Origin of the sequence: Tepidicaulis marinus, from assembly GCF_000739695.1 — a bacterium.
Taxonomy (GTDB): domain Bacteria; phylum Pseudomonadota; class Alphaproteobacteria; order Parvibaculales; family Parvibaculaceae; genus Tepidicaulis; species Tepidicaulis marinus.
Genome location: NZ_BBIO01000014.1, coordinates 1 through 20,115, shown reverse-complemented (window position 1 = coordinate 20,115; position 20,115 = coordinate 1). Strand labels below are relative to the sequence as shown.

Here is a 20,115-nt window from a genome sequence, read left to right as displayed (position 1 = left end):
GCCTAATGAATGAACTGCTCGGCGAGGATGCGCTCGTCGAGCGTGTGGCCCTCATCGAACATCATCAGAAGGTCGATGCTGCTTTCTTCCGAAACGGTGACGCATTCCACATTGCGCACTTCGGTATGATCGGCGACGGCGGAGACGGGCCGTTTTGCCGCTTCGAGCACCTGAAAGGTCACGGAGGCCGTGTGCGGCAGGAGCGCGCCGCGCCAGCGCCGGGGGCGGAAGGCGCTGATCGGCGTCAGCGCCAGAAGCTCGGCATTGATGGGAATGATCGGCCCTTGCGCGGAAAAATTATAAGCCGTGCTGCCGGCGGGCGTTGAGACAAGCACGCCGTCGCAGATCATTTCTTCCATCCGCACGCGCCCGTCGATGGCGATGCGGATTTTCGCGGCCTGGAAGGTTTCGCGCAGCAGCGAGACTTCGTTGATGGCAAGCGCCGAGGTTTCTTTTCCATCGACGCTCACCGCTTCCATCTTCAGCGGGTGGAGGGTCGTGGTCTCCGCCGCGTTCAGCCGTTCTTTCAGGTCGTTGTCCCGGTATTCGTTCATCAGGAAACCGACCGAACCCCGGTTCATGCCATAAATGGGGATGCGCTTTTCCATATAGCGGTGGAGCGTTTGCAGCATCAGCCCGTCGCCGCCCAGCGCGACGATGACGTCGGCCTCTTCGGGCGGGCAATTGCCGTAGCGCTTGGAAAGCTGTTCCAGGGCATCTTGCGCTTCGGACACGTCCGTGGCGACAAAGGCGATTTTTTCAAACGTCATTGGCCGTCTCGTTATTGGGCGCGGGCTAGCGCATTGGCTCTTTGGCCGGTGGCGGGCACTATACATGTTCGGCGGGGGCGGGGGAATCGCAAGGAGGACCCATGAGCGAAGACGCGCTTTTATTCATTTACACCACCGTAGGCGATATGGACGCCGCAGAGAGAATTGCAACCGCGCTGGTGGAGCCGGGGCTTGCCGCCTGCGTCAATATCTATCCGGGTATGCGCTCGGTTTACCGCTGGCAGGGCAAGGTGGAGATCGACGAGGAGGTGAGCCTCTTTATCAAGGTGCCTGCCGCGTTATCGGCGCGCGCAATGGAGGAGGTGCGCCGCCTCCATCCTTATGACGTCCCCGCGCTCCTGGAAATTCCGCTCGGCCGGGTGGACGGCGATTACCTGGCCTGGGCCAAAGAGCAAACTAGGGAGCAGAGATATTAGCCGCCGGTGAGGGACATGTGGCGTTTGACGGCGGGCGCTTTGTGCGCGCGGTCGATGACGAAATTATGGCCCTTGGGCTTGCGCGAAATCGCCTCATCGATGGCCGCTTCCAGAAGCTCGTCGCCTTCGCTCGCCCGCACCTTGGCGCGCAGGTCTTTGTCGTCATCCTGGCCGAGGCACATGAAGAGCTGGCCGGTGCAGGTGAGGCGCACGCGGTTGCAGCTTTCGCAGAAATTATGGGTGAGCGGCGTGATGAAGCCGAGCCGGCCGCCGGTTTCCTTCACCTCCACATAGCGGGCGGGCCCGCCAGTCTTGTAGGGAATGTCGGAGAGCGTCCAGCGCTCTTCGAGTTCGGCGCGCACTTTGGAGAGCGGCAGATATTGATCGGTCCTGTCGCCGTCGATATCGCCGAGCGGCATGGTTTCGATCAACGTGATGTCATATCCCTCGCCATGCGCCCAGTCGATGAGCGCGGGAATTTCGCTCTCGTTCGTGCCTTTCAGCGCGACGGTGTTGATCTTCACCTGCAGCCCGGCGCGTTTTGCGGCTGCCAGGCCTTCCATGACCTGATTCAAACGGCCCCAGCGGGTGATCTCGGCGAATTTTTCTTCATCGCGCGTGTCGAGTGAGACATTGATGCGGCGCACGCCCGCCTCATAAAGCTCGTCGGCGAAACGGGCGAGCTGGCTGCCATTCGTCGTCAGCGTCAGCTCGTCCAGATTGCCCGCTTTCACCTCATCGCCCAGCGAGCGGATCAGCGTCATGATATTCCGGCGCACCAACGGCTCGCCGCCCGTCAGGCGGATCTTGCGCACGCCTTTGCGCATGAAGGCTTTGCAGACGCGGTCGAGCTCTTCCAGCGTCAGAATTTCCTTCTTCGGCAGGAAGGTCATGTGCTCGGCCATGCAATAGACACAGCGGAAGTCGCAGCGGTCCGTCACGGAGACGCGCAGATAGGTCACGGCCCGCCCAAAGGGGTCGATCATCTGCCCGGCGGGCGCGCGTTTCGTCTCGATGGGCTGGTGTTGATCCATAAGCACTGTTTAACATGGTTGCGGGGGATTTTCGTCCCCCGTTTCTGAATGGTTTCTTGCGCATATAAGCGTTCTTTGGCCGGAGAGAAGCGCTAAAGGCGGCAAAGGCGGTGTGGGGCCGCCTTCCGGCTTGCGCCATCCGGCCGGAAGGGTAGCCTAGCGCGGAATAAAAGCGGTATGTGAAGGGGGAAAGTGTGGCGGCGGATCACGTGATTTTGAGTATCGACCAGGGCACCACCAGCTCGCGGGCGCTGGTTTTCGGCAAGACGGGGGAGCAGCTTGCCGTCGCGCAGCGCGAGTTCCGGCAGATTTACCCTGAAGATGGCTGGGTCGAGCATGATGCCGCCGAAATCTGGCGCGATACGGTGGAGGTCTGCCGCGAGGCGCTGAAGAAAGCGGGCTCCCCCTCCATTGCCGGGATCGGCATTACCAATCAGCGCGAGACGATCGTGCTGTGGGAGCGGGCAAGCGGTAAGCCTTTGCATCATGCCATCGTCTGGCAGGACCGGCGCACGGCGGGCCTTTGCGAGACGCTGCGCGCCGAGGGCAAAGAGGCCGTGGTGCAGGAGAAGACCGGCCTGCTGCTCGATCCTTATTTTTCCGGCACGAAGCTCGCCTGGCTGCTCGACAATGTGGAAGGCGCGCGCGAGCGGGCGGCCAAGGGTGAGCTGGCCGCAGGCACGATCGACAGTTGGCTGATCTGGAACCTGACGGGCGGCAAAGCGCATGTGACCGATGCCACCAATGCCTCGCGCACCTTGCTCTTCAATATCCGCACCCAGGACTGGGACGATGAGATTCTGGGCTGGTTCGATATTCCCCGCGCGCTCCTGCCGGAGGTGAAGGATTGCTGCGCGCGCTTCGGCGTTGCGGGCAAAGAGGTGCTGGGGGCGGAAGTGCCCATTCTCGGTGTCGCGGGCGATCAGCAGGCAGCTTTCATCGGCCAGGCCTGTTTCGAACCGGGGATGATGAAATCCACCTATGGCACGGGCTGTTTTGCGCTTGTGAATACGGGCACGGAATTCGTCGCCTCGCAAAACCGGCTTTTGACGACGGTGGGCTACCGGCTCGGCGGGGAAACGCATTATGCGCTGGAAGGCTCGATCTTCATGGCCGGGGCGACGATTCAGTGGCTGCGCGATGAAATGAAACTCATTAAGAGCGCGGCGGACTCGGAAAAGCTGGCGGCAGAGGCAGATCCGGACGGCCATGTCATTCTCGTGCCGGCCTTTACCGGCCTGGGCGCGCCTTATTGGGACCCCCATGCGCGGGGCGCCATTCTCGGCATGACGCGGGACACCCATGCCGCCGACATTGTGCGGGCGGGGGTGGAGTCCGTCTCCTTCCAGACCCGCGATCTCATGGAGGCGATGGGCGCGGATATGAAGGGGGCGGGCCTCTCGCGCCCGAACGCGCTGCGCGTCGATGGCGGCATGGCGGCCAATAACTGGTTCCTGCAGAACCTCACCGACATGATCGGCTGCCCGGTGGAACGGCCCGAAGTGATCGAGACGACGGCGCTGGGGGCGGCCTATCTTGCCGGGCTCGAAGCCGGGCTCTTTCAAAGCCCCGCCGACATTTCCGCCAAATGGCGCTGCGACCGGCATTTCGATCCGGCATTGGCGGGCGCGGATGCGGACCGGCGTTACGGGCGCTGGAAAGAGGCGGTCGGGCGTATTTTGTCGAGATAGGATGTTTTCCTTCAGATGTCATGCCCCGCTTTATGCGGGGCATCCACGAGCGGCTTTCTCAAGCGTTTCGGCTGGTTGCTGTGGATGGCCCGGATAAACCGGGCCATGACAGTTGAGAGGTGAAGAGCAAATGCGTGTCCCGGCCTCTTCTGCTATAGTCGGCGCAAGAAACAGACAGCGGAGGAACGTCATGGGCGTGCTCGAAGATCTGAAAGCCAAGCTCGGGGAGAGCGGGGTTCTGGAAGGCGAGGCGGCAGCGGAAAAAGCGCAAGGCGGCTGGAGCCATCTTGGCACGCCGAAAGCCGTGATCCGGCCCGCGACGACCGAAGAAGTGTCCTTCGTGCTGAAAACCTGCCACGCGGCGGGGCAGGGTGTTGTCGCCTGGGGCGGCAAGACCGGCCTTGTGGAAGGCGGTAATGCGGAAGGGTTGATCGCGCTCTCGCTCGAACGCATGAACAAGATCGAGGCGATCGATCCCGTGAGCGGCACGATGACGGCAGGCGCCGGGGTGCCGCTGCAGGCAGCTTGCGATGCGGCGGAAGAAAAAGGCTTCTTCTTTCCGCTCGATCTCGGCGCGCGCGGCTCGGCAACGATCGGCGGCAATATCGCGACGAATGCGGGCGGCAACCGCGTGCTGCGTTACGGCATGATGCGCGAGCTGGTGCTGGGTGTGGAAGCGGTGCTGGCCGATGGCACCGTTATCTCCGCCATGAACCAGATGCTCAAGAACAATGCGGGCTACGATTTGAAACAGCTTTTCATCGGCTCGGAAGGCACGCTCGGCATCGTCACGCGCGCCGTCTTGCGCCTGCGCGCCGCGCCCAAGAGCCAGGATACGGGCTTCGTGGCGGTGGATGAGTTCGCCAAATTGCCGAAACTCCTTCGCCATATGGAAGCGGCGCTGGGCGGCACGCTCTCGGCCTTCGAGGTGATGTGGGAGGATTTCTATAAGCTTGTTTCCACCGAACCTGCGCAAGGCAGACCGATCCTGCCCCATGGCTCGCCTTACTATGTGCTGGTGGAAGGGCTCGGCGGCAACCAGGACGAAGACACGCCGCGTTTTGAAAACGCGTTGATGGGCGCGCTTGAAGCGGGGCTTGCAAGCGATGCCGTCATCGCCAAAAGCCAGGCGGAGCGCGATGCCATGTGGGCGCTGCGGGACGATGTGGCACAGGTGATCAATCTCTTCCCGATTTTCACTTACGATGTGAGCCTGCGCATCGCGGATATGGAAACCTATATTGAGAAAGTGAAAGCGGACCTTAGTGCGAAAGTGCCCGGCCATTCGCTGATCGTGTTCGGGCATCTGGGCGACGGCAATCTGCATGTGATTGTCGGCAGCCATGACGGCACGCCGGAGACGCGGCGCCTTGTGGAAGGGATCGTCTATGACCCCTTGCGCGATATCGGCGGGTCCGTTTCCGCCGAACACGGAATCGGGCTTGAAAAACGCCCCTATCTCGGCTGGTCCCGCAGCCCGGCGGAAATCGCGCTCATGGCCACACTGAAGCGTACGCTCGATCCGAAGAACATTCTCAATCCGGGCAAGGTGCTGGAACCGGAAATCAAGGCCGCGGCGGAATAAAGGTTTCGCCTGTCGCGGGCGCTTCATGGACCCCGGCTCGGGGGCCGGGGTGACAGCTTCGGTAAAAGGCACCGCATTGCACTAGACTCAACGTGTCGCCCCGGGCTTGTCCCGGGGCCCACGGGAACTGGCGGTAAGCCGAAAAGCCCAATGGACCCTCGGGGCAAGCCCGAGGGTGACGAGCCGGGGAAGAAAGCGGAACCGGCAATTTCGTCACCCAAATGTCAATGCCTGCTGCCCCGCATTTTTAACCGGGCGGTTTGACAGTTGCCGCTCAGCGGGCCAATCTTGAGGTAATTCAGCAATTAGGGAGGACGCCATGTCCGTCGCGGAAGATCTTAGCTTTCCTGCGGTCCGTGAACAGGTGAGCGCTGCCGAATGGGAGCAGCGCGTCAATCTGGCCGCCACATACCGTCTCGTTGCCCATTACGGCTGGGACGATCTTATTTACACGCATATTTCGGCGCGGGTGCCGGGGGAGGACAATCATTTCCTCATCAACCCGTATGGCCTGACCTTCGATGAAATCACCGCCTCGAGCCTGGTGAAGATCGACCTCGATGGCGAGATCGTGATGGACACGCCCTTCAAGGTGAACCCGGCCGGTTTCACGATCCACAGCGCCGTGCATTCGACAGGCAAGGATGCGCACTGCGTCATCCATACGCATTCGAATGACGGTGTGGCGGTCTCCGCACAGGCCGACGGGCTTCTGCCGCTCAGCCAGACGGCAATGATTGTGCTCGGTGATCTGGCCTATCACGATTATGAAGGCATTGCGCTCGATCTCGATGAGCGCGAGCGGCTGATTGCCGATCTCGGCGAGAAACATTCCATGATCCTGCGCAATCACGGGCTGCTCACAACGGGGGCGACCTGCGCGGATGCCTTCCTGCGGCTCTTCTTCCTGGAGCGGGCCTGCACCATGCAGGTGCGCGCGCTGTCGGGCGGACGCGAGCTGACCATGCCGGATCAGGGCGTGCCGGAGAAAACCGCCGGTCAGGCGAAATTCGGCACGGCGAATGGTATTGGCGATTTGGCCTGGCCCGCGCTTTTGCGCACGCTCGACCGGCAGGACGCGTCTTACCGGGATTAAGGTAAACTTGTTTTCGATAAGGCCGGTGCCTAGATAAAGGCATCGGCTTTTTCAGCTTGAATTCTCATAAGAACTGAGCGGGGACTTTCCATGGTCAAATTCGGTGTCGGTCAATCTGTGCGGCGTGTGGAAGACGACCGGCTGATCACGGGCGGCGGCAGATATGCGGATGATTTCCGCGCGCCCGGGCAAGCCTATATGGTGGTCGTGCGCTCGCCTTATGCCCATGCGAAAATTCTTTCCATCGATACCGAAAGCGCGCGTGCAGCGCCGGGTGTGGTCGACGTGCTAACCGGCCAGGAATTGCAGGAGGCAGGGCTCGGCGAAGTGTCGAACGCGGCAGTGGCGCTGATCAAGCAGCGCGACGGCAGCCCCGCCTTCAAGACGACGCGCCATGTGCTGGCGGTGGACCGGGTGCGCCATGCCGGTGATGCCATTGCCGCGGTGATTGCCGAAAGCGAAGCTGAGGCGCGCGATGCCGCCGAGCTTGTGATGATCGATTTCGAGGAATTGCCCGTTGTCGTCGATACCGAAAAAGCCGCCGACCCCTCAAGCCCCGCGATCTGGGAAGAAGCAGGCTCCAACCTTGCCTATGACTGGGGCAAGGGCGATGAGGAAGCAGCGCGCGCAGCGATTGCAAATGCCCATCACGTCACCAAGCTCAAACTCATCAACAACCGCATCGTCGTGAATGCGATGGAGCCGCGCGCCGCGCTCGGTATGTACGATAAAGAGCAGGACCGCTATACGCTGCATGTGCCGAGCCAGGGCGTGCACGGGCTGCGTGACCGCATTGCGAATGACACGCTGAAAATTGCGCCGGAAAAACTGCGCGTCATTACCGAAGATGTGGGCGGCGGTTTCGGCATGAAGACCTTTGCTTATCCCGAATACCCGCTGGTGCTTTACGCGGCCAAGAAGCTCGGCCGTCCGGTAAAATGGACGGCGGACCGCGCCGAATCCTTCCTGAGCGACACGCAAGGGCGCGACCACGTGACCGAAGCGCAATTAGCGCTCGATGCGGAGGGGCATATTCTCGGCATCTATATCGACACGATCGCCAATCTCGGCGCCTATCAGAGCCAGTTCGGCGCGTTCATCCCGACGCTCGCCCCGCGCGACATGCAGGCGGGCGTTTATAAAGTGCCGGCGATCTATAACCATGTGCGCGCGGTGCTGACGAATACCGTGCCCGTCGATGCCTATCGCGGTGCGGGGCGGCCGGAAGCTTCTTATCTCATCGAACGGCTGATGGATAAGGCGGGTTATGAGACGGGGCTCGGGCCCATCGAAATCCGCCGGCGCAATTTCATTCCCGCCGAGGAAATGCCCTATAACCAAAAGCCTTCTCTGCCGTTCGATTCCGGCGACTTCAACCGCAACCTCAACGATGCGCTGGCCAAGGCCGATTACGAAGCCTTTGAAAAGCGCCGGGCGGAAAAGGCGAAGGAAGGCAAACTTCTCGGCCTCGGCCTTTGTTATTACGTGGAGCGCACGGCGGCAGGCATGTCCGAATTCGCGCAGCTTGCCGTGGATGCGGAGGCCAATGTCGTGCATGTCTATACCGGCTCGCAGACGAACGGGCAGGGGCATGAAACGGTCTGGACGCAGTTTATCTCCAGCCGCCTCGGGCTCGATGCCGATCAGATCGTCGTGCATTCCGGCGACAGCGACGTGCTGCCGGGCGGCGCGGGCACCGGCGGCTCGAAAGCCGTTTACATGTCGACGGGCGCGCTGGGCGTTGCCTCCGACACGCTGATCGAAAAGGGCAAGCAGATCGCCGCCAACGAGCTGGAAGCAGCCGTCGCCGATATCGAATACCGGGGCGCGGATGGCGAGGCGGTTTTTGCCGTCGTCGGCACGGACAAGCGTATCGATCTTTTCGAGGTGGCGCGCAAAGCCGAAGGCCAGACGGACAGCGCTGCGCTCGAAGCGGCGGGCGAATATAAGGAAGCCGGAAACTCCTATCCGAACGGCGCACATATTTGTGAAGTCGAGATCGACCGGGACACGGGCGATTTCGAGATTACGCGCTATATTGCTGTCGACGATTTCGGCCATGTCATCAACCCCATGATCGTTGCGGGGCAGGTGCATGGCGGGATCGTGCAGGGGCTCGGCCAGGCGATGGGCGAGCGGACGGTCTATGACGAGGAATCGGGCCAGCTATTGACCGGTTCCTTCCAGGATTACTGGATGCCGCGCGCCGATGATCTGCCGTTCTTCGACACGAGCTATAACGAGATCCCGTCCAAGAGCAATCAGCTCGGCGTCAAAGGGGCAGGGGAAGCCGGCACGGTCGGTGCGCCGTCCGCTTTCATCAATGCCGTTCTCGATGCGCTGCGCTTGGCCGGGGTGGAGAATATCGACATGCCCGTGACGCCTTATAGCTTGTGGAAGGCGCTGCACGGGGCGGAGGAGAAAGCTGCGTGAGTTTGTTGTGTGTTGTGTCGCCTGCCAAGGCGCTCGATTTCGGGCCGCTCGCCCTTGATGCCTCTCCCACGATGCCCCGCCTTTTGGACGAGGCGGGCGCGCTTGGCAAAGTGGCCCGCCAATGCAGCCGCTCCGACTTCAAATCGCTCATGGACCTTTCCGAAGATCTTGCCGATCTGACCTATGAGCGGTTTCAGGCCTTCGATCCGGAACATCCTGAGCGCAGTTCCAAGCCTGCCATCTATGCTTTTAACGGCGATACTTATCGCGGCTTCGATGTTGCAACGCTGAAACGCCCGGCGGTGGAGGAAGCGCAGAAAAGGCTGCGTATTCTCTCCGGCCTTTACGGGGTCTTGAAACCGCTCGATCTTATTCAGGCCTACCGGCTGGAAATGGGCACGCGGCTGCCCAATCCGAAGGGGCGCGACCTTTATGCCTTCTGGAAGGAAGAGGTGACGGCGCTTTTGAACGCGGATATCGAGGACGCGGGCGCAACCGCGCTCGTCAATTGCGCCTCGGTCGAATATTTCAAAGCCGTCGATACGAAAAAACTTTCCGTGCCCGTCATAACGCCGGTCTTCAAGGAAGAGCGGGCGGGGGCGGCGCGCGTCGTCAGTTTCTATGCAAAGCGCGCGCGGGGCATGATGGCGCGTTTCATCGTCGAGAATGATGTGCGCGATGCGGACGGGCTGAAAGCCTTCGATATGGCCGGTTACAGGTTCCGCGCGCCGCTGTCGGATGCGCATAATCCGGTCTTTACCCGCTTGCAGGATGAAGAGTGACGCAGCGGGCTGCGCGTTTCACAAGGTGTTTTGAGGAGCTGGCTTGCGCCTGATGGGGAATCGGGCGCATTCTTTTTTGACGAATTGTCATAATGCGTATTGACAATTTGTCAGGTGAAGGGGGAGACTTTACATATGAGTGACACGACAACCAAGGAAGCCGTGAAGGACGCGGATCGCGCGCCCGCAGCAAAGGCGGGGAGCGGCGATGCGGCGAACGGCCTCTCGCGCCGGCGGCTGGAAAGCCGGCGCAAGCTGATTGCCGCCGCCCGCCAGCTCTTTGTCGAGCGCGGCTACCACGCAACGCGCCCGCAGGACATTTCCAAATTGGCCGGTGTCGGCCATGGCACTTTCTATCTTCATTTCACGGACAAGCTCGATTGCTTTCTCACCTTCGCCGATGAAGTGTGCGACGAGCTGGAAGTCGTGCTGCAGGACCATTTGGGCCGCGCGCGCAATGTGGAAGAGAGCGTGAAAGAAACGCTCTATGCGATTTACGAATATTCGGACGCCAATCCCGGCGTGCTGGCCGCGGCCATGACGAACACGGCGATGCTCTCGGTGGAAGAGACGAAGCGGCGCTCGCCGATGGAACGCTGGGCCGGGCAATGGACCGAGATGGTGCTGCAATGGCGCGCGGAAAAGGACATTACATCGGATGTCGACCCGCTGCTCTCCGGCCACCTGATCGTCGGCGCCATCAGCCAGGGCATGGCCTATGGCTATCTCTATCAGGTCGACCGGGACAAATTGATCAACGATATCGCGCAGGCTCTGTTCGGGGCACTGACGCGGCAATAGAACCGGCAGACCGGACCTTTGGGAGGAGGAAAGGCAATGGCAAAGCTCGTTTACAGCCAGGAAGAGTTGATGGCGGATCATCCTTATGCCAAGCGGCAGGAGGATGCGGGATATTTGATGCATGGCGGCTTCGATGAAGAAGGCACCTACATCTCCCCGCGCACGCTTCACCGCTGGCCGGCTGTCAAAGCCTGGCAGGGCGCGCTGAAGGAAAAAGGCGTACCGCTGATCGATGCCTCGGTCGAGCTTTTGAAGCACGGCAATTTTCCGAATGTCGAGCAGCAGAAATTTCTCCTTAAAAACGGCTACAGCCAGTCGCTCTGGAATTCGCTGACGGTAACAGGCATCGTCGAGGCGCGCGGGCGGGCGCTGTGCGAATTCACTGCGCCGGATTTTCAGGACATCATTGTCGATGACATTTCCGAAACGGCGACGGGCCATCTCGGCAAGGGGCTTCTTTATGCCCATGGCGCCGATGAAGGCGGCGATCCCGAGCAGCCGCAATATGGCGCGCATGATGCGATGTGGTTTGCCGCGCGCGATCTTCTGTTCGGCGCGAATGCCTATCCCGCCGATATCGAGCCCGACAATATCAGCCGCCCGGATCAGGGCCGCCTGATGCCGCAATTGCCGGAGGTCTATGAGCAGATCATCCTGCTTTTGATGAATGTGCTGATGATCGAAGTGCGCGCCGAAGCCTTTTTCAGTTTCTGCCAGAAAGTCATGCGCGACCCGGACGTCTTCCAGGACCGGCGCGAGGCGGCGGAGCGGGCGGCAACCATGGTCGAACGCATCCGCACGGACGAGGCCATTCATGTGGGCTATCTGCAAACCGTCGTTTCCGAGATGCGCAGCTTCACCTTCAAAACCGTGGATGGCGGCACGATTGCGGGCAAGGACCTGATCGATCCCATCTGGCAGGGCATGATCCACTGGCATGCCGAAACCCAGCATGAAAAAGCGCGCGAGCTGTCCTATGCACGTGTGCAAGAGCATTTCGAGGCGATGCCGGACGGCGCGAAACTGCTCGATCAGTTCAATGCACTGGGTGCGCGGGCCAAAGCCGCTTGAATTAAAAAGAGCGGAAGGCCAAGGGAGGCAGTCTCATGAAGTTCGGTATTTTTTACGAGCACCAATTGCCGCGCCCCTGGAAAGAGGGCGACGAGCTGAAACTTTTCCAGGATGCGCTCGATCAGGTGGAACTGGCGGACAAGCTCGGCATCGACCACGCCTGGGAAGTCGAGCATCACTTCCTTGAAGAATATTCCCATTCCTCCGCGCCGGAAGTTTTTCTGGCCGCTTGTTCGCAGCGCACGAAGAACATCCGTCTCGGCCATGGCATCAATCTCATGCCGCCGCCCTATAATCATCCGGCGCGCGTGGCCGAGCGTATTGCGACGCTCGATCTCGTCTCGAACGGGCGGGTCGAATGGGGGACGGGCGAATCCTCGGCGCTGGCCGAGCTTGGCGGCTTCAACATTCCCGTCGCCGACAAGCGGCCCATGTGGCGCGAGGCGGTGGAGCAATGCGCCAATATGATGGCCATGGACCCTTACCCCGGTTTCGAGGGCAAGTATTTCTCCATGCCCTGCCGCAATGTGGTGCCCAAGCCCGTGCAGCGCCCGCATCCCCCGCTTTGGGTTGCCTGCTCGAACCGCGAGACAATCAAGCTTGCTGCCCGGCTCGGCATCGGCGCGCTGACCTTCGCTTTTGTGGACGCGTCCGAGGCCAAGCAATGGGTGGATGATTATTACCGCATCTTCAAAGAGGAGTGCGTGCCGATCGGCCATGCGGTCAATCCGAACATCGCCATGGTGACGGGCTTTTCCGTGCATCAGGACGCAGAAGAAGCCAAACGCCGCGGCATGGACGGCTTCCGCTTCTTCGGCTACGGGCTCGGCCATCATTATATCTTCGGCGAGCACAAGCCGGGCCGCACGAATATCTGGGAGGCCTTCGAAGCGGCCCGGGACACGATGCCCGAAGAGGGCGGCAACCGGGGCATCGGCACGCCCGATCAGATGCGCGATCATCTGCGCGGTTTCCAGGAAGCGGGCGTCGATCAGGTGACTTTCATTCAGCAGGGCGGGCGCAACCGGCATGAGCATATTTGCGAGGCGCTGGAGCTTTTCGCCAGCGACGTCATGCCCGAGTTCAAGGAAAAGGAAGCCGAGCGGCAAAAGCGCAAGGATGAAGAGCTTGCGCCTTATGTCGAAAAAGCCATGGCCCGCAAGGAGCGGATGAAAGAACTGGCCGACGATGAAATTCCGACCATCGTCGCGCTGGGCCGTCAGATTGCGGAAGAAGGCAAGAAGACTGGCTAGACAAATTTCGAGTTAAACGGCGCCGGCCAGAGCGTTCCGCAAGAAGAACAAGAGGCCGCAGCCGTAACAACCCTGGATCAACCAGGGAGGCGTCGAACGCCGCTGAGGCCGGTTCCTGGAACCGGCCTTTTCTTTTTGCCCGCCAAGGGCCATGGTCGAGGGCAGGGCTTGTGCTGGATCAAGGCGGCGCGATGGCGTATCCGCCAGAATGGTGCAAGTGGTCAAGAATGGAGGACGGCATGATTTGGCGTTTACTCATTGCTTTTGTTCTGACGGTGGCGGCGGTGCTCGCTTCCGCCCGCACCCATGCTTATGCGGCCGAAGGCGGGGCCAATGTCATTTCCTTCAAGAACCGCACGTGCGGCGAGCTGACGCTGAAGGCGACGGGGAACGACGCCTGTTTCGGTTTCGGCGGCTGTGCGCTGACCATCCCGGCGGGCGAGACGAAACGTTACGGTCTGCGCGAAGGGGTGCGGCCTGAATGGGCGATCGTAAAGGTTGCCGGCCAATGCCCTGTGGAAGAGGACGCGCAGCTTAAGACGGAACTGAAAGGCGAATGCGCCATCGATCTGACGCGGGCCTTCAGGGGCACGAATTACCGGCCCGGCATCGACACGCCGCTGCCGGCCATGCCTGGCAGCCCCGTCAAACCGCAATTCGAGGAATTGCCGGGCCTGCCCGCACCGGGCGCCAAGACGGCTTCCATCGTGCTCGACACGGGCATTTGCGAAGTGGTGGACGGTAAGGAGATTTGCGAGGTCTCCTGTAAGGTCAACTGATCTTCATATCCACTTCAGCCAGCGGAAAAGCGCGATCTCCGCTATCCCAATGGCGAGCAGGATGGCACAGACGATGTAAAAGGCCGCCGCATCTTCCGCGCCCGGTATGCCGCCCACATTGATGCCGAGAAGGCCGGTGGCAAAGCTGAGCGGCAAAAAGACGGCGGCGACGAGTGAGAGAATATACATGTTCCGGTTCAGCGCTTCGGAGAGCCGGTTCGACAATTCCTCGTGCAAAATGCCGGCCCGCTCGCGCAAGGCATCAAGATCTTCCACATAGCGGATCACCTGGTCCGCCACTTCGCGCAAGCGGCTTTGCTGCCAATTGTCCAGCCAGTCCGGCTTTGCCGCAATGAGCTGGCCAAGCGCATCGCGCTGCGGGGAAAGGTAGCGGCGCAGCGGAATGGTCTTGCGCCGGATGTCGATCAGTCTTTTGCGGATGTCCTGGCTCGGCAGGTCGATGCCGGTTTCTTCCAGATCGTCGATCTCTTCTTCGATATCGCGAATGGCGGCGCCCATACGCTCGGTCAGCCCCCGGGCAAGGTCGACGATGAAGTCACCGATGCTGGCAGGCCCCGCGCCCGCTTCATAAGCCCGGCGGATGTCGTCGATGGCAAGCAGCTTGACCTTGCGCAGGCTGACGACGCGGCCCGGCTCGATCCAAAGGCGGATGGAGACGAGCGCGTCGGGGTCGGCTTCGGGGAAGAGATTGACCCCGCGCAGGATGAGCAGCGTGCCTTCCGGTGAAATCGCGCAGCGCGGACGGGTTTCCTCGGCAAGCAGCGCTTCGGCCACATGTTTCGGCAACCGGCTCTCCTTGCGCACCCATTTCACCGCGGAAGGCTCGGTCCGGTTGAGATGGATCCAGCGCCAGCCTTCGGCGGGGGGCGGAGATTTCAATGCGTCCCAGCTGATGCCGGAGGGCGTTTCGGAAATGTCGAAGGCGCAGACAAGAGCGGCGGCGGTCATCGGCTCTCCTTTGGCGTTGGCCGTGTCGCTCTTATCTTACCGCTCAAGCGGCAGGGCGGGAACCGCCGGAAGTGTCTTCAAGCTGCCAGATTGCCGGCGCGGAACGTGTCTTCGACGCTTGGGATGATGTCGATAAGCTCGTAATAGGGCACGGTGAAGAGGTCGGAGTCGCGCAGGCGGTCCATCAGCCCGCAATGGGCAGCGAGGTTATTTGTCTCGATCTGCAGAATGTCCGAGCAGCGGCCCGAAAACGCCTCGGCATCGAAATAGCGGATCTTTGCGTCTGGATGGTTCTCCATCCAGGGAGCGAAGGCGGCGCTTGCCGCCTTGCGGCGTTCTTCATGGGTGAGGCGCAGCCAAGGGGCGGCGGCGCGCAGCAGAATGAAAATCGTGAAGGTGGGTGTGGCGGTCATGGGCCGGCTCCTTTCAGCATGTTGAAATGGCCGGCTGACGCTAGGGCGATTGCATGACGGGAAAAACAGAATAATGTTGTCTTTCTCGTTCAAATAATTCGATTGTTCATATGCACCCCAATCTTCTCGATCAGCTCCGGGTTTTTCAGGCGGTGGTGGAAGGCGGCAGTTTCGCCGCTGCCGCGCGCGCGCTTGGCCGCGCGGTCTCGGCCATCAGCTACGCGATCAATGCGCTTGAAGAGCAGCTCGCCTTTCAGGTCTTCGACCGGTCCACCTACCGCGTTTCGCTGACGCCGGAAGGCCAGGCGCTCCTCAATGATGCGGAAATTCTTCTGCGCCGGGCCGAGCGCTGGGAAGCGCGGGCGCGCTCCTTGCGCGAGAAAGTGGAGGCGGTGCTCCCCCTCATCGCCGATCCTTCTTACCCGGAAGGCTTTCTCGTGGACGCGCTGAAGAAATTCGAAGCGCAATATCCGCTCGTCACAATCACCGTGCGCCGGGCGGAAAGCGAGGAAGTGGTGCGGGCGGTGCGCGAGGAAGAGTTTCCGCTCGGCATCATGCTGCTCGATCATGGCCGCCAATGGGACGGGATCGACGGGCGGCAGGTGGCGGCCGACAAGATTGCGCTTGTGGCCGCGCCAGACCATCCGCTGGCGCAGATCGAGGGCGCTTTTCCGCTTGCCGAATTGGAAAATCACCGCCAGATCCATCTGCATAGCGGCGCCTTCGATATCCGCGCTTTCGATTACCGCGTGCACCGCACGGATGTCTGGGGCGTCGATACGCAAAGCGCGCTGCGAATGATGATCGAAGAAGGGCTCGGCTGGGGCTTCATGCCGGAAGAAACGGCGCGTCCGGCCATCGAAGCCGGACGGCTCGTGCATTTGAATTGCGACGGCATCGCGCAGCCTTCGCTGCGCCGGTTCGCGGCGGTCTGGACGACGCGTCACCCGCCCGGCAAAGCGGGGGAGGCGCTTGTCGCCTCGCTCTTGCGCGATGAAGAACCTGTACCTGCTTGAACCCGGGTAAGAGGATTGCGGGCGGGTTTGAAATTGGTCCGTGTAAAAATCAGCGCCATGCACATCTTCACTCTCTGACAAAGAGAGGGCGAGAAGATGAAGCTACTGACAGGACCGCTCAGCATGTTCGGCACGAAGGCGCGCATTGCCGTCGCCGAGAAGAATGCGCCATGCAAGATCGAGTATGTGCCGTTTTCCTTGAAGACCCGCTATCACCCGCTGCATCCGGATGTGGCGCGGCTCAACCCGAAAGGGCAGGTGCCGGTGCTGCTCGACGGGCAGGTGGAAATTTTCGATTCCACGCAGATATTCGAATATCTAGAGGACAAGTTCCCGGAACCTCCACTTTGGCCGCGCAGCATCGAGGCGCGCGCCATGGCGCGGCTGATGGAACTGAAGGCCGACGAAATTTATTTCCCGAATGTCATTGTGCTGATTAACGCGGCAGCGGATGTCTCCCGCCCCGAATGCAAAGAAGCGCTGAAAAAGATGGCGGCCTATTACCGCGATATGGATGCGCGCCTTGCGGGCCAAGAATTTATTGCCGAGCGATATTCCTACGCCGATATCGCTTTTTTCACGGCAAGCTATTTCGCATCCTTCCTGGGCGGCGCGCCGGACCCGGCGCTTTCCCATCTTGCGGCCTGGCGCAAACGTATCGCGGCACGCCCTGCCGTGGCGCCCATCGTCAAAGAGGTGGCCGATTATCTTGCCGCCAACCGCTTGCCTGTGCCGGAAATATAGAAAAGATGGAAGCCGTGGACGGTCAAGCTGGGGAGAGATGTGCTTTACAAGGAATTGCTCAGCGCCATTGCGGTGGCGCTCACCTTTCTTGCCTTCTGGCCTTATATCCGCTCCATCCATAAGGGGGCGACGCGGCCGCATGTTTTTTCCTGGGTGATCTGGGGCGCGGTGACATTCATCGTCGCGCTCGCCCAGCTTGCGGATGGGGCGGGCGTCGGCGCCTGGCCCATCGCGCTTTCGGGGCTCATCACCTTCTATGTGGCGTTCCTCGCCTATCGGCGCCGGGGCGACACGGCGATCACGCGGCTCGATTGGATATTCCTGACGCTCGCGCTGAGCTCGCTGCCGCTTTGGTATCTGACGCAAGATCCCCTATGGGCGGTGGTGGTACTGACAAGTGTTGATCTTCTCGGCTTCGGGCCCACCTTCCGCAAGGCCTATCATTTTCCGTTCGAAGAACAGGCGGGCTTCTTCGCGCTCGCCGCGCTGCGCAATTTTATCGTCTTGGGGGCGCTTGAGAATTACACCCTCACCACCATGCTCTTTCCGGCGGCGGTGGGCGGGGTCTGCGTGATCTTTATTGCGATGCTGGCCTACCGGCGGCGCCTTGCCGGTGCGCCTTCCATCTAGACGAATGCGGGGATAAATGCCCAGGCGAAATTATGCGCGGAAAATGGTGCCCCCGGAGAGACTCGAACTCCCGACCCCCTGATTACAAATCAGGTGCTCTACCAACTGAGCTACAAGGGCTTCGGGCGCGAACATACTGGCCGCCGTCTGATCTCACAACAGGCTTTTTGCGGGATTTGAGGCGCGCATTTGCGGCGTTCGCGGCATCTTTTCCCCGGGTGCGCTGGAAAGGGTAAGCTGGCGCAGCATGGAGGCGGTGCGCGGGGAGGGGACGTGGAGATTGTGACGTTCATGGCCGGGGAGGCGGGCCCGGCGGCGCTCTGGTTTGCCGCCTTTGCGGTGGCGCTTGCCTTTTTCCTGCGCGGCTTTGCAGGTTTCGGGGCCTCGCTGCTTTCCGTTTCCGCGCTCAGCCTCATCTGGCCACCGGTGGAGGTGGTGCCGGTGATTTTTCTTCTGGAAGTGCTGGCAAGCGCGGTGCTGCTGCCCGGCGCCTTTGCGCATGTAAACTGGCGCGCCCTGTTCTGGATGTTCGCGGGCATGGTGGTGGCGACGCCCCTAGGCCTCGCGCTTCTCATGGCGCTGCCGGCCGCCGCCATGGCGCTTGTCATTCAGGCGGGGGTGGCCTGCGCGGCGCTGGCGCTTCTTGCCGGGATCGGCCCAAAACATGCGCCCGGCAAGGCGGCGTCGGCGGCGACGGGGCTTGCGGTGGGCGGGCTCAACGGGGCGGCGGCGATCGGCGGGCCGCCGGCGGTGCTTTTCTTCTTCTCGGTGCCGGGGCGGGAGGAAATGGCGCGTGCCTCGCTGATCGGCTTTTTTCTGGGCACGGACCTCGTGGCCGCGGGTTTTGCCGCCTGGAACGGGCTTTACGGGAGCCTTGAAGCCTGGCGCTTTGCTTTTCTTGCCCCGGTGATGGTGGCCGCGGCCTTTGCCGGGGCGCATGTTTTCACGCGGGTGGACAAGGCGCTGGTGCGCAAAGTGGCGCTGATCGGGCTTTGCCTTTTGGCGCTTGTGGGCCTCATGCGCGGCCTGATGACTTAGAAAACTGGCGGGTTAACGGCGCCTGGCGATCTCATAAAGGGCGACGGCGGCGGCGTTGGAGACATTGAGGCTGCGCATCGGCCCGGAAGCGGGCAATTTTGCCAAAAGATCGCAGGTTTCCCGCGTCAGGCGGCGCAGGCCCGCGCCTTCCGCCCCCATCACAAGGGCGATGGGCCGGGCCGTGTCGACCTCGGAAAGGGGCGTCTCGGCATCTCCGTCGAGGCCGACCGTGAGAAAGCCCATATTCTTGAGGGATTGCAGCGCCCGGGAGAGATTTCCGATTTTTGCAATTTTTACGTGCTCTACGGCGCCGGACGCTGCTTTGGCAAGCACGCCGGTAAGCGGCGGGCTGTTGCGATCCGTCATGACAAGGGCCGAGGCGCCGAAAACGGCGGCGGAGCGCAGAATCGCCCCGACGTTGTGCGGGTCCGTCACCTGATCGAGCACGACGATGCGGTTTGCCTCCAGGCACGCCTCTTCCAGATCAAGCTCCGGCAGGGGGGCCACATGGAGCGCGATGCCCTGATGGACCGCGCCGGGGGGCAGAAGGCGGGAGATCTCCTCGGCGGAGGTAATATCGGGCGCGATTCGCGGCGGCGCGGCAAACCGGGCTGTGATTTCGTTCCAGGCATTCTGGGTCGCGAGGAGTTTATGAAGAGTGCGGGCGGGGTTTTGCAGCGCCGCCTCAACCGCATGAAGCCCATATATATAGGGCGTTTGCCCGCCGGATGGACGGGCGCCGCGCCGGGATCCCAGTTTTCCCGGAACTGCTTCTTTTTTCCCGATTTCCCGGCGGCCCGGGCGCTTGCGCTCTTTCATGAGGCCGCTTATAGTCCCGGCCACCGGCGTTCGCAACGCAAGTCAACACAGTGCTTCGAGCTCGATTGAATAAAACGAGGGAGGCGCTGCGGGGGCTTTTATGCATTTTAGCGGATTTTCGGTTGACACAGCTTGGGGAGGTCCGCATAAACCCGCTCACTGAGAGTGAGGGATTTTCTGCCGGAACTCACTGGGTTTAAACAGATTTTTGACTGGCACGGAGGGATGCCCGAGCGGTTAAAGGGGACGGACTGTAAATCCGTTGGCTATGCCTACGTTGGTTCAAATCCAACTCCCTCCACCACCGGTCAATGCGGGAATAAGGAACGGATCCAAGAGGATCGCTCAAGGCGGGTGTAGCTCAATGGTAGAGCAGCAGCCTTCCAAGCTGACGATGAGGGTTCGATTCCCTTCACCCGCTCCATCTCTTGAACTTCTGGAGCATTCACGCTCGAAGACACTTGAAGGGGCCGATCCTGTGGCCGGTAACGGCGGGACGGCAGGCGTTAACAAGACCGATCATAGATTAGGGTCAGGCAAAAGGTAAGATAGGGCAATGGCCAAGGAAAAGTTCTCGCGGAACAAGCCGCATTGCAACATCGGGACGATTGGTCACGTTGACCATGGCAAGACGACGCTGACGGCGGCTATTACGAAAGTATTGGCAGAGACGGGCGGCGCGACGTTTTCGGCGTATGATCAGATCGACAAGGCGCCCGAAGAGCGCGCGCGCGGTATCACGATCTCGACGGCA

At 61.2% G+C, this 20,115-nt stretch carries 20 protein-coding genes and 3 tRNA genes; 17 read left to right on the top strand and 6 right to left on the bottom strand.

Annotated elements, in window-relative coordinates; translation table 11 throughout:
- Positions 1-2: 2 nt before the first annotated feature.
- Complete coding sequence (locus tag M2A_RS12515) at positions 3-770, bottom strand: NAD kinase (RefSeq protein WP_045448099.1); 768 nt, start codon at positions 768-770, stop codon at positions 3-5.
- Positions 771-871: 101 nt separating this feature from the next.
- On the opposite strand from M2A_RS12515, the gene cutA reads away from it, so the two are divergent.
- Positions 872-1,207, top strand: a complete 336-nt coding sequence (cutA, locus tag M2A_RS12510; protein WP_045448096.1) for a divalent-cation tolerance protein CutA — start codon at positions 872-874, stop codon at positions 1,205-1,207.
- Here cutA and moaA read toward each other — a convergent pair.
- Positions 1,204-2,241 carry a GTP 3',8-cyclase MoaA gene (moaA, locus tag M2A_RS12505; RefSeq protein ID WP_045448093.1) on the bottom strand — a complete coding sequence of 346 codons (1,038 nt, stop codon included), beginning with the start codon at positions 2,239-2,241 and terminating at the stop codon, positions 1,204-1,206. The genes cutA and moaA overlap by 4 nt on opposite strands.
- Before the next feature lie 194 nt (positions 2,242-2,435).
- Between moaA and glpK the strand changes: the two genes are divergently transcribed.
- From glpK to M2A_RS12460, 9 genes are all read left to right on the top strand, one after another.
- The gene (glpK, locus tag M2A_RS12500; RefSeq protein ID WP_045448314.1) at positions 2,436-3,932 is read left to right on the top strand and encodes a glycerol kinase GlpK; all 1,497 of its coding nucleotides are present in this window, start codon (positions 2,436-2,438) and stop codon (positions 3,930-3,932) included.
- A gap of 190 nt (positions 3,933-4,122) precedes the next feature.
- The gene (locus M2A_RS12495) at positions 4,123-5,517 is read left to right on the top strand and encodes an FAD-binding oxidoreductase (RefSeq protein ID WP_045448090.1); all 1,395 of its coding nucleotides are present in this window, start codon (positions 4,123-4,125) and stop codon (positions 5,515-5,517) included.
- Between the two features lie 319 nt (positions 5,518-5,836).
- Positions 5,837-6,613, top strand: a complete 777-nt coding sequence (locus M2A_RS12490; protein WP_045448087.1) for a class II aldolase/adducin family protein — start codon at positions 5,837-5,839, stop codon at positions 6,611-6,613.
- Between the two features lie 90 nt (positions 6,614-6,703).
- Positions 6,704-9,046 (top strand): xanthine dehydrogenase family protein molybdopterin-binding subunit, encoded by a 2,343-nt coding sequence (locus M2A_RS12485; protein WP_045448084.1) that lies wholly within the window; start codon positions 6,704-6,706, stop codon positions 9,044-9,046.
- A complete protein-coding gene (gene yaaA, locus M2A_RS12480) occupies positions 9,043-9,828 on the top strand; it encodes a peroxide stress protein YaaA (RefSeq protein ID WP_197052927.1) in 786 nt (261 codons plus the stop codon). Before M2A_RS12485 ends, yaaA begins: the two co-directional genes overlap by 4 nt.
- 135 nt (positions 9,829-9,963) lie before the next feature.
- Positions 9,964-10,629: a TetR/AcrR family transcriptional regulator gene (locus M2A_RS12475; protein WP_045448080.1), complete on the top strand. Its 666-nt coding sequence runs from the start codon at positions 9,964-9,966 to the stop codon at positions 10,627-10,629.
- A 36-nt stretch (positions 10,630-10,665) separates the two neighbouring features.
- Positions 10,666-11,700 (top strand): hypothetical protein, encoded by a 1,035-nt coding sequence (locus M2A_RS12470; RefSeq protein ID WP_045448077.1) that lies wholly within the window; start codon positions 10,666-10,668, stop codon positions 11,698-11,700.
- Positions 11,701-11,735: 35 nt separating this feature from the next.
- Positions 11,736-12,953 (top strand): LLM class flavin-dependent oxidoreductase, encoded by a 1,218-nt coding sequence (locus M2A_RS12465; RefSeq protein ID WP_045448074.1) that lies wholly within the window; start codon positions 11,736-11,738, stop codon positions 12,951-12,953.
- Between the two features lie 239 nt (positions 12,954-13,192).
- Positions 13,193-13,732, top strand: a complete 540-nt coding sequence (locus M2A_RS12460) for a hypothetical protein (protein ID WP_156101755.1) — start codon at positions 13,193-13,195, stop codon at positions 13,730-13,732.
- 3 nt (positions 13,733-13,735) lie between these two features.
- On the opposite strand, the gene M2A_RS12455 is transcribed toward M2A_RS12460, so the two are convergent.
- Together M2A_RS12455 and M2A_RS12450 are read right to left on the bottom strand one after the other, a co-directional pair.
- Entirely contained in the window at positions 13,736-14,701 is a 966-nt protein-coding gene (locus M2A_RS12455; protein WP_045448068.1) for a zinc transporter ZntB, read from the bottom strand.
- 77 nt (positions 14,702-14,778) lie between these two features.
- A complete protein-coding gene (locus tag M2A_RS12450) occupies positions 14,779-15,114 on the bottom strand; it encodes a darcynin family protein (protein WP_045448065.1) in 336 nt (111 codons plus the stop codon).
- Positions 15,115-15,224: 110 nt separating this feature from the next.
- Here M2A_RS12450 and M2A_RS12445 point away from each other — a divergent pair, with 110 nt between their 5' ends.
- The 3 genes from M2A_RS12445 to M2A_RS12435 all read left to right on the top strand — a co-directional run bounded on the left by M2A_RS12445 (position 15,225) and on the right by M2A_RS12435 (position 17,504).
- Positions 15,225-16,130, top strand: a complete 906-nt coding sequence (locus M2A_RS12445) for a LysR family transcriptional regulator (protein WP_045448062.1) — start codon at positions 15,225-15,227, stop codon at positions 16,128-16,130.
- A gap of 96 nt (positions 16,131-16,226) precedes the next feature.
- Positions 16,227-16,874, top strand: coding sequence for a glutathione S-transferase family protein (locus M2A_RS12440; protein WP_045448059.1), 648 nt, complete (start codon positions 16,227-16,229; stop codon positions 16,872-16,874).
- 39 nt (positions 16,875-16,913) lie between these two features.
- Positions 16,914-17,504, top strand: a complete 591-nt coding sequence (locus M2A_RS12435; RefSeq protein WP_045448056.1) for a hypothetical protein — start codon at positions 16,914-16,916, stop codon at positions 17,502-17,504.
- A 44-nt stretch (positions 17,505-17,548) separates the two neighbouring features.
- On the opposite strand, the gene M2A_RS12430 is transcribed toward M2A_RS12435, so the two are convergent.
- A tRNA-Thr gene (locus M2A_RS12430) sits at positions 17,549-17,624 on the bottom strand.
- A gap of 153 nt (positions 17,625-17,777) precedes the next feature.
- Between M2A_RS12430 and M2A_RS12425 the strand changes: the two genes are divergently transcribed.
- A complete protein-coding gene (locus M2A_RS12425; protein WP_156101754.1) occupies positions 17,778-18,542 on the top strand; it encodes a TSUP family transporter in 765 nt (254 codons plus the stop codon).
- A gap of 12 nt (positions 18,543-18,554) precedes the next feature.
- Here the strand turns inward: M2A_RS12425 and rlmB are convergent, their stop codons facing one another.
- On the bottom strand, positions 18,555-19,361 hold the full coding sequence (gene rlmB / locus M2A_RS12420; protein ID WP_052379456.1) for a 23S rRNA (guanosine(2251)-2'-O)-methyltransferase RlmB: 807 nt from the start codon (positions 19,359-19,361) through the stop codon (positions 18,555-18,557).
- Between the two features lie 219 nt (positions 19,362-19,580).
- On the opposite strand from rlmB, the gene M2A_RS12415 reads away from it, so the two are divergent.
- The 3 genes from M2A_RS12415 to M2A_RS12405 form a co-directional block, all read left to right on the top strand.
- Positions 19,581-19,665 (top strand) — tRNA-Tyr (locus M2A_RS12415).
- A 46-nt stretch (positions 19,666-19,711) separates the two neighbouring features.
- A tRNA-Gly gene (locus tag M2A_RS12410) sits at positions 19,712-19,785 on the top strand.
- Between the two features lie 132 nt (positions 19,786-19,917).
- Positions 19,918-20,115 (top strand): GTP-binding protein (locus tag M2A_RS12405; protein WP_045448054.1); only part of this gene is annotated, 198 nt, incomplete at its 3' end.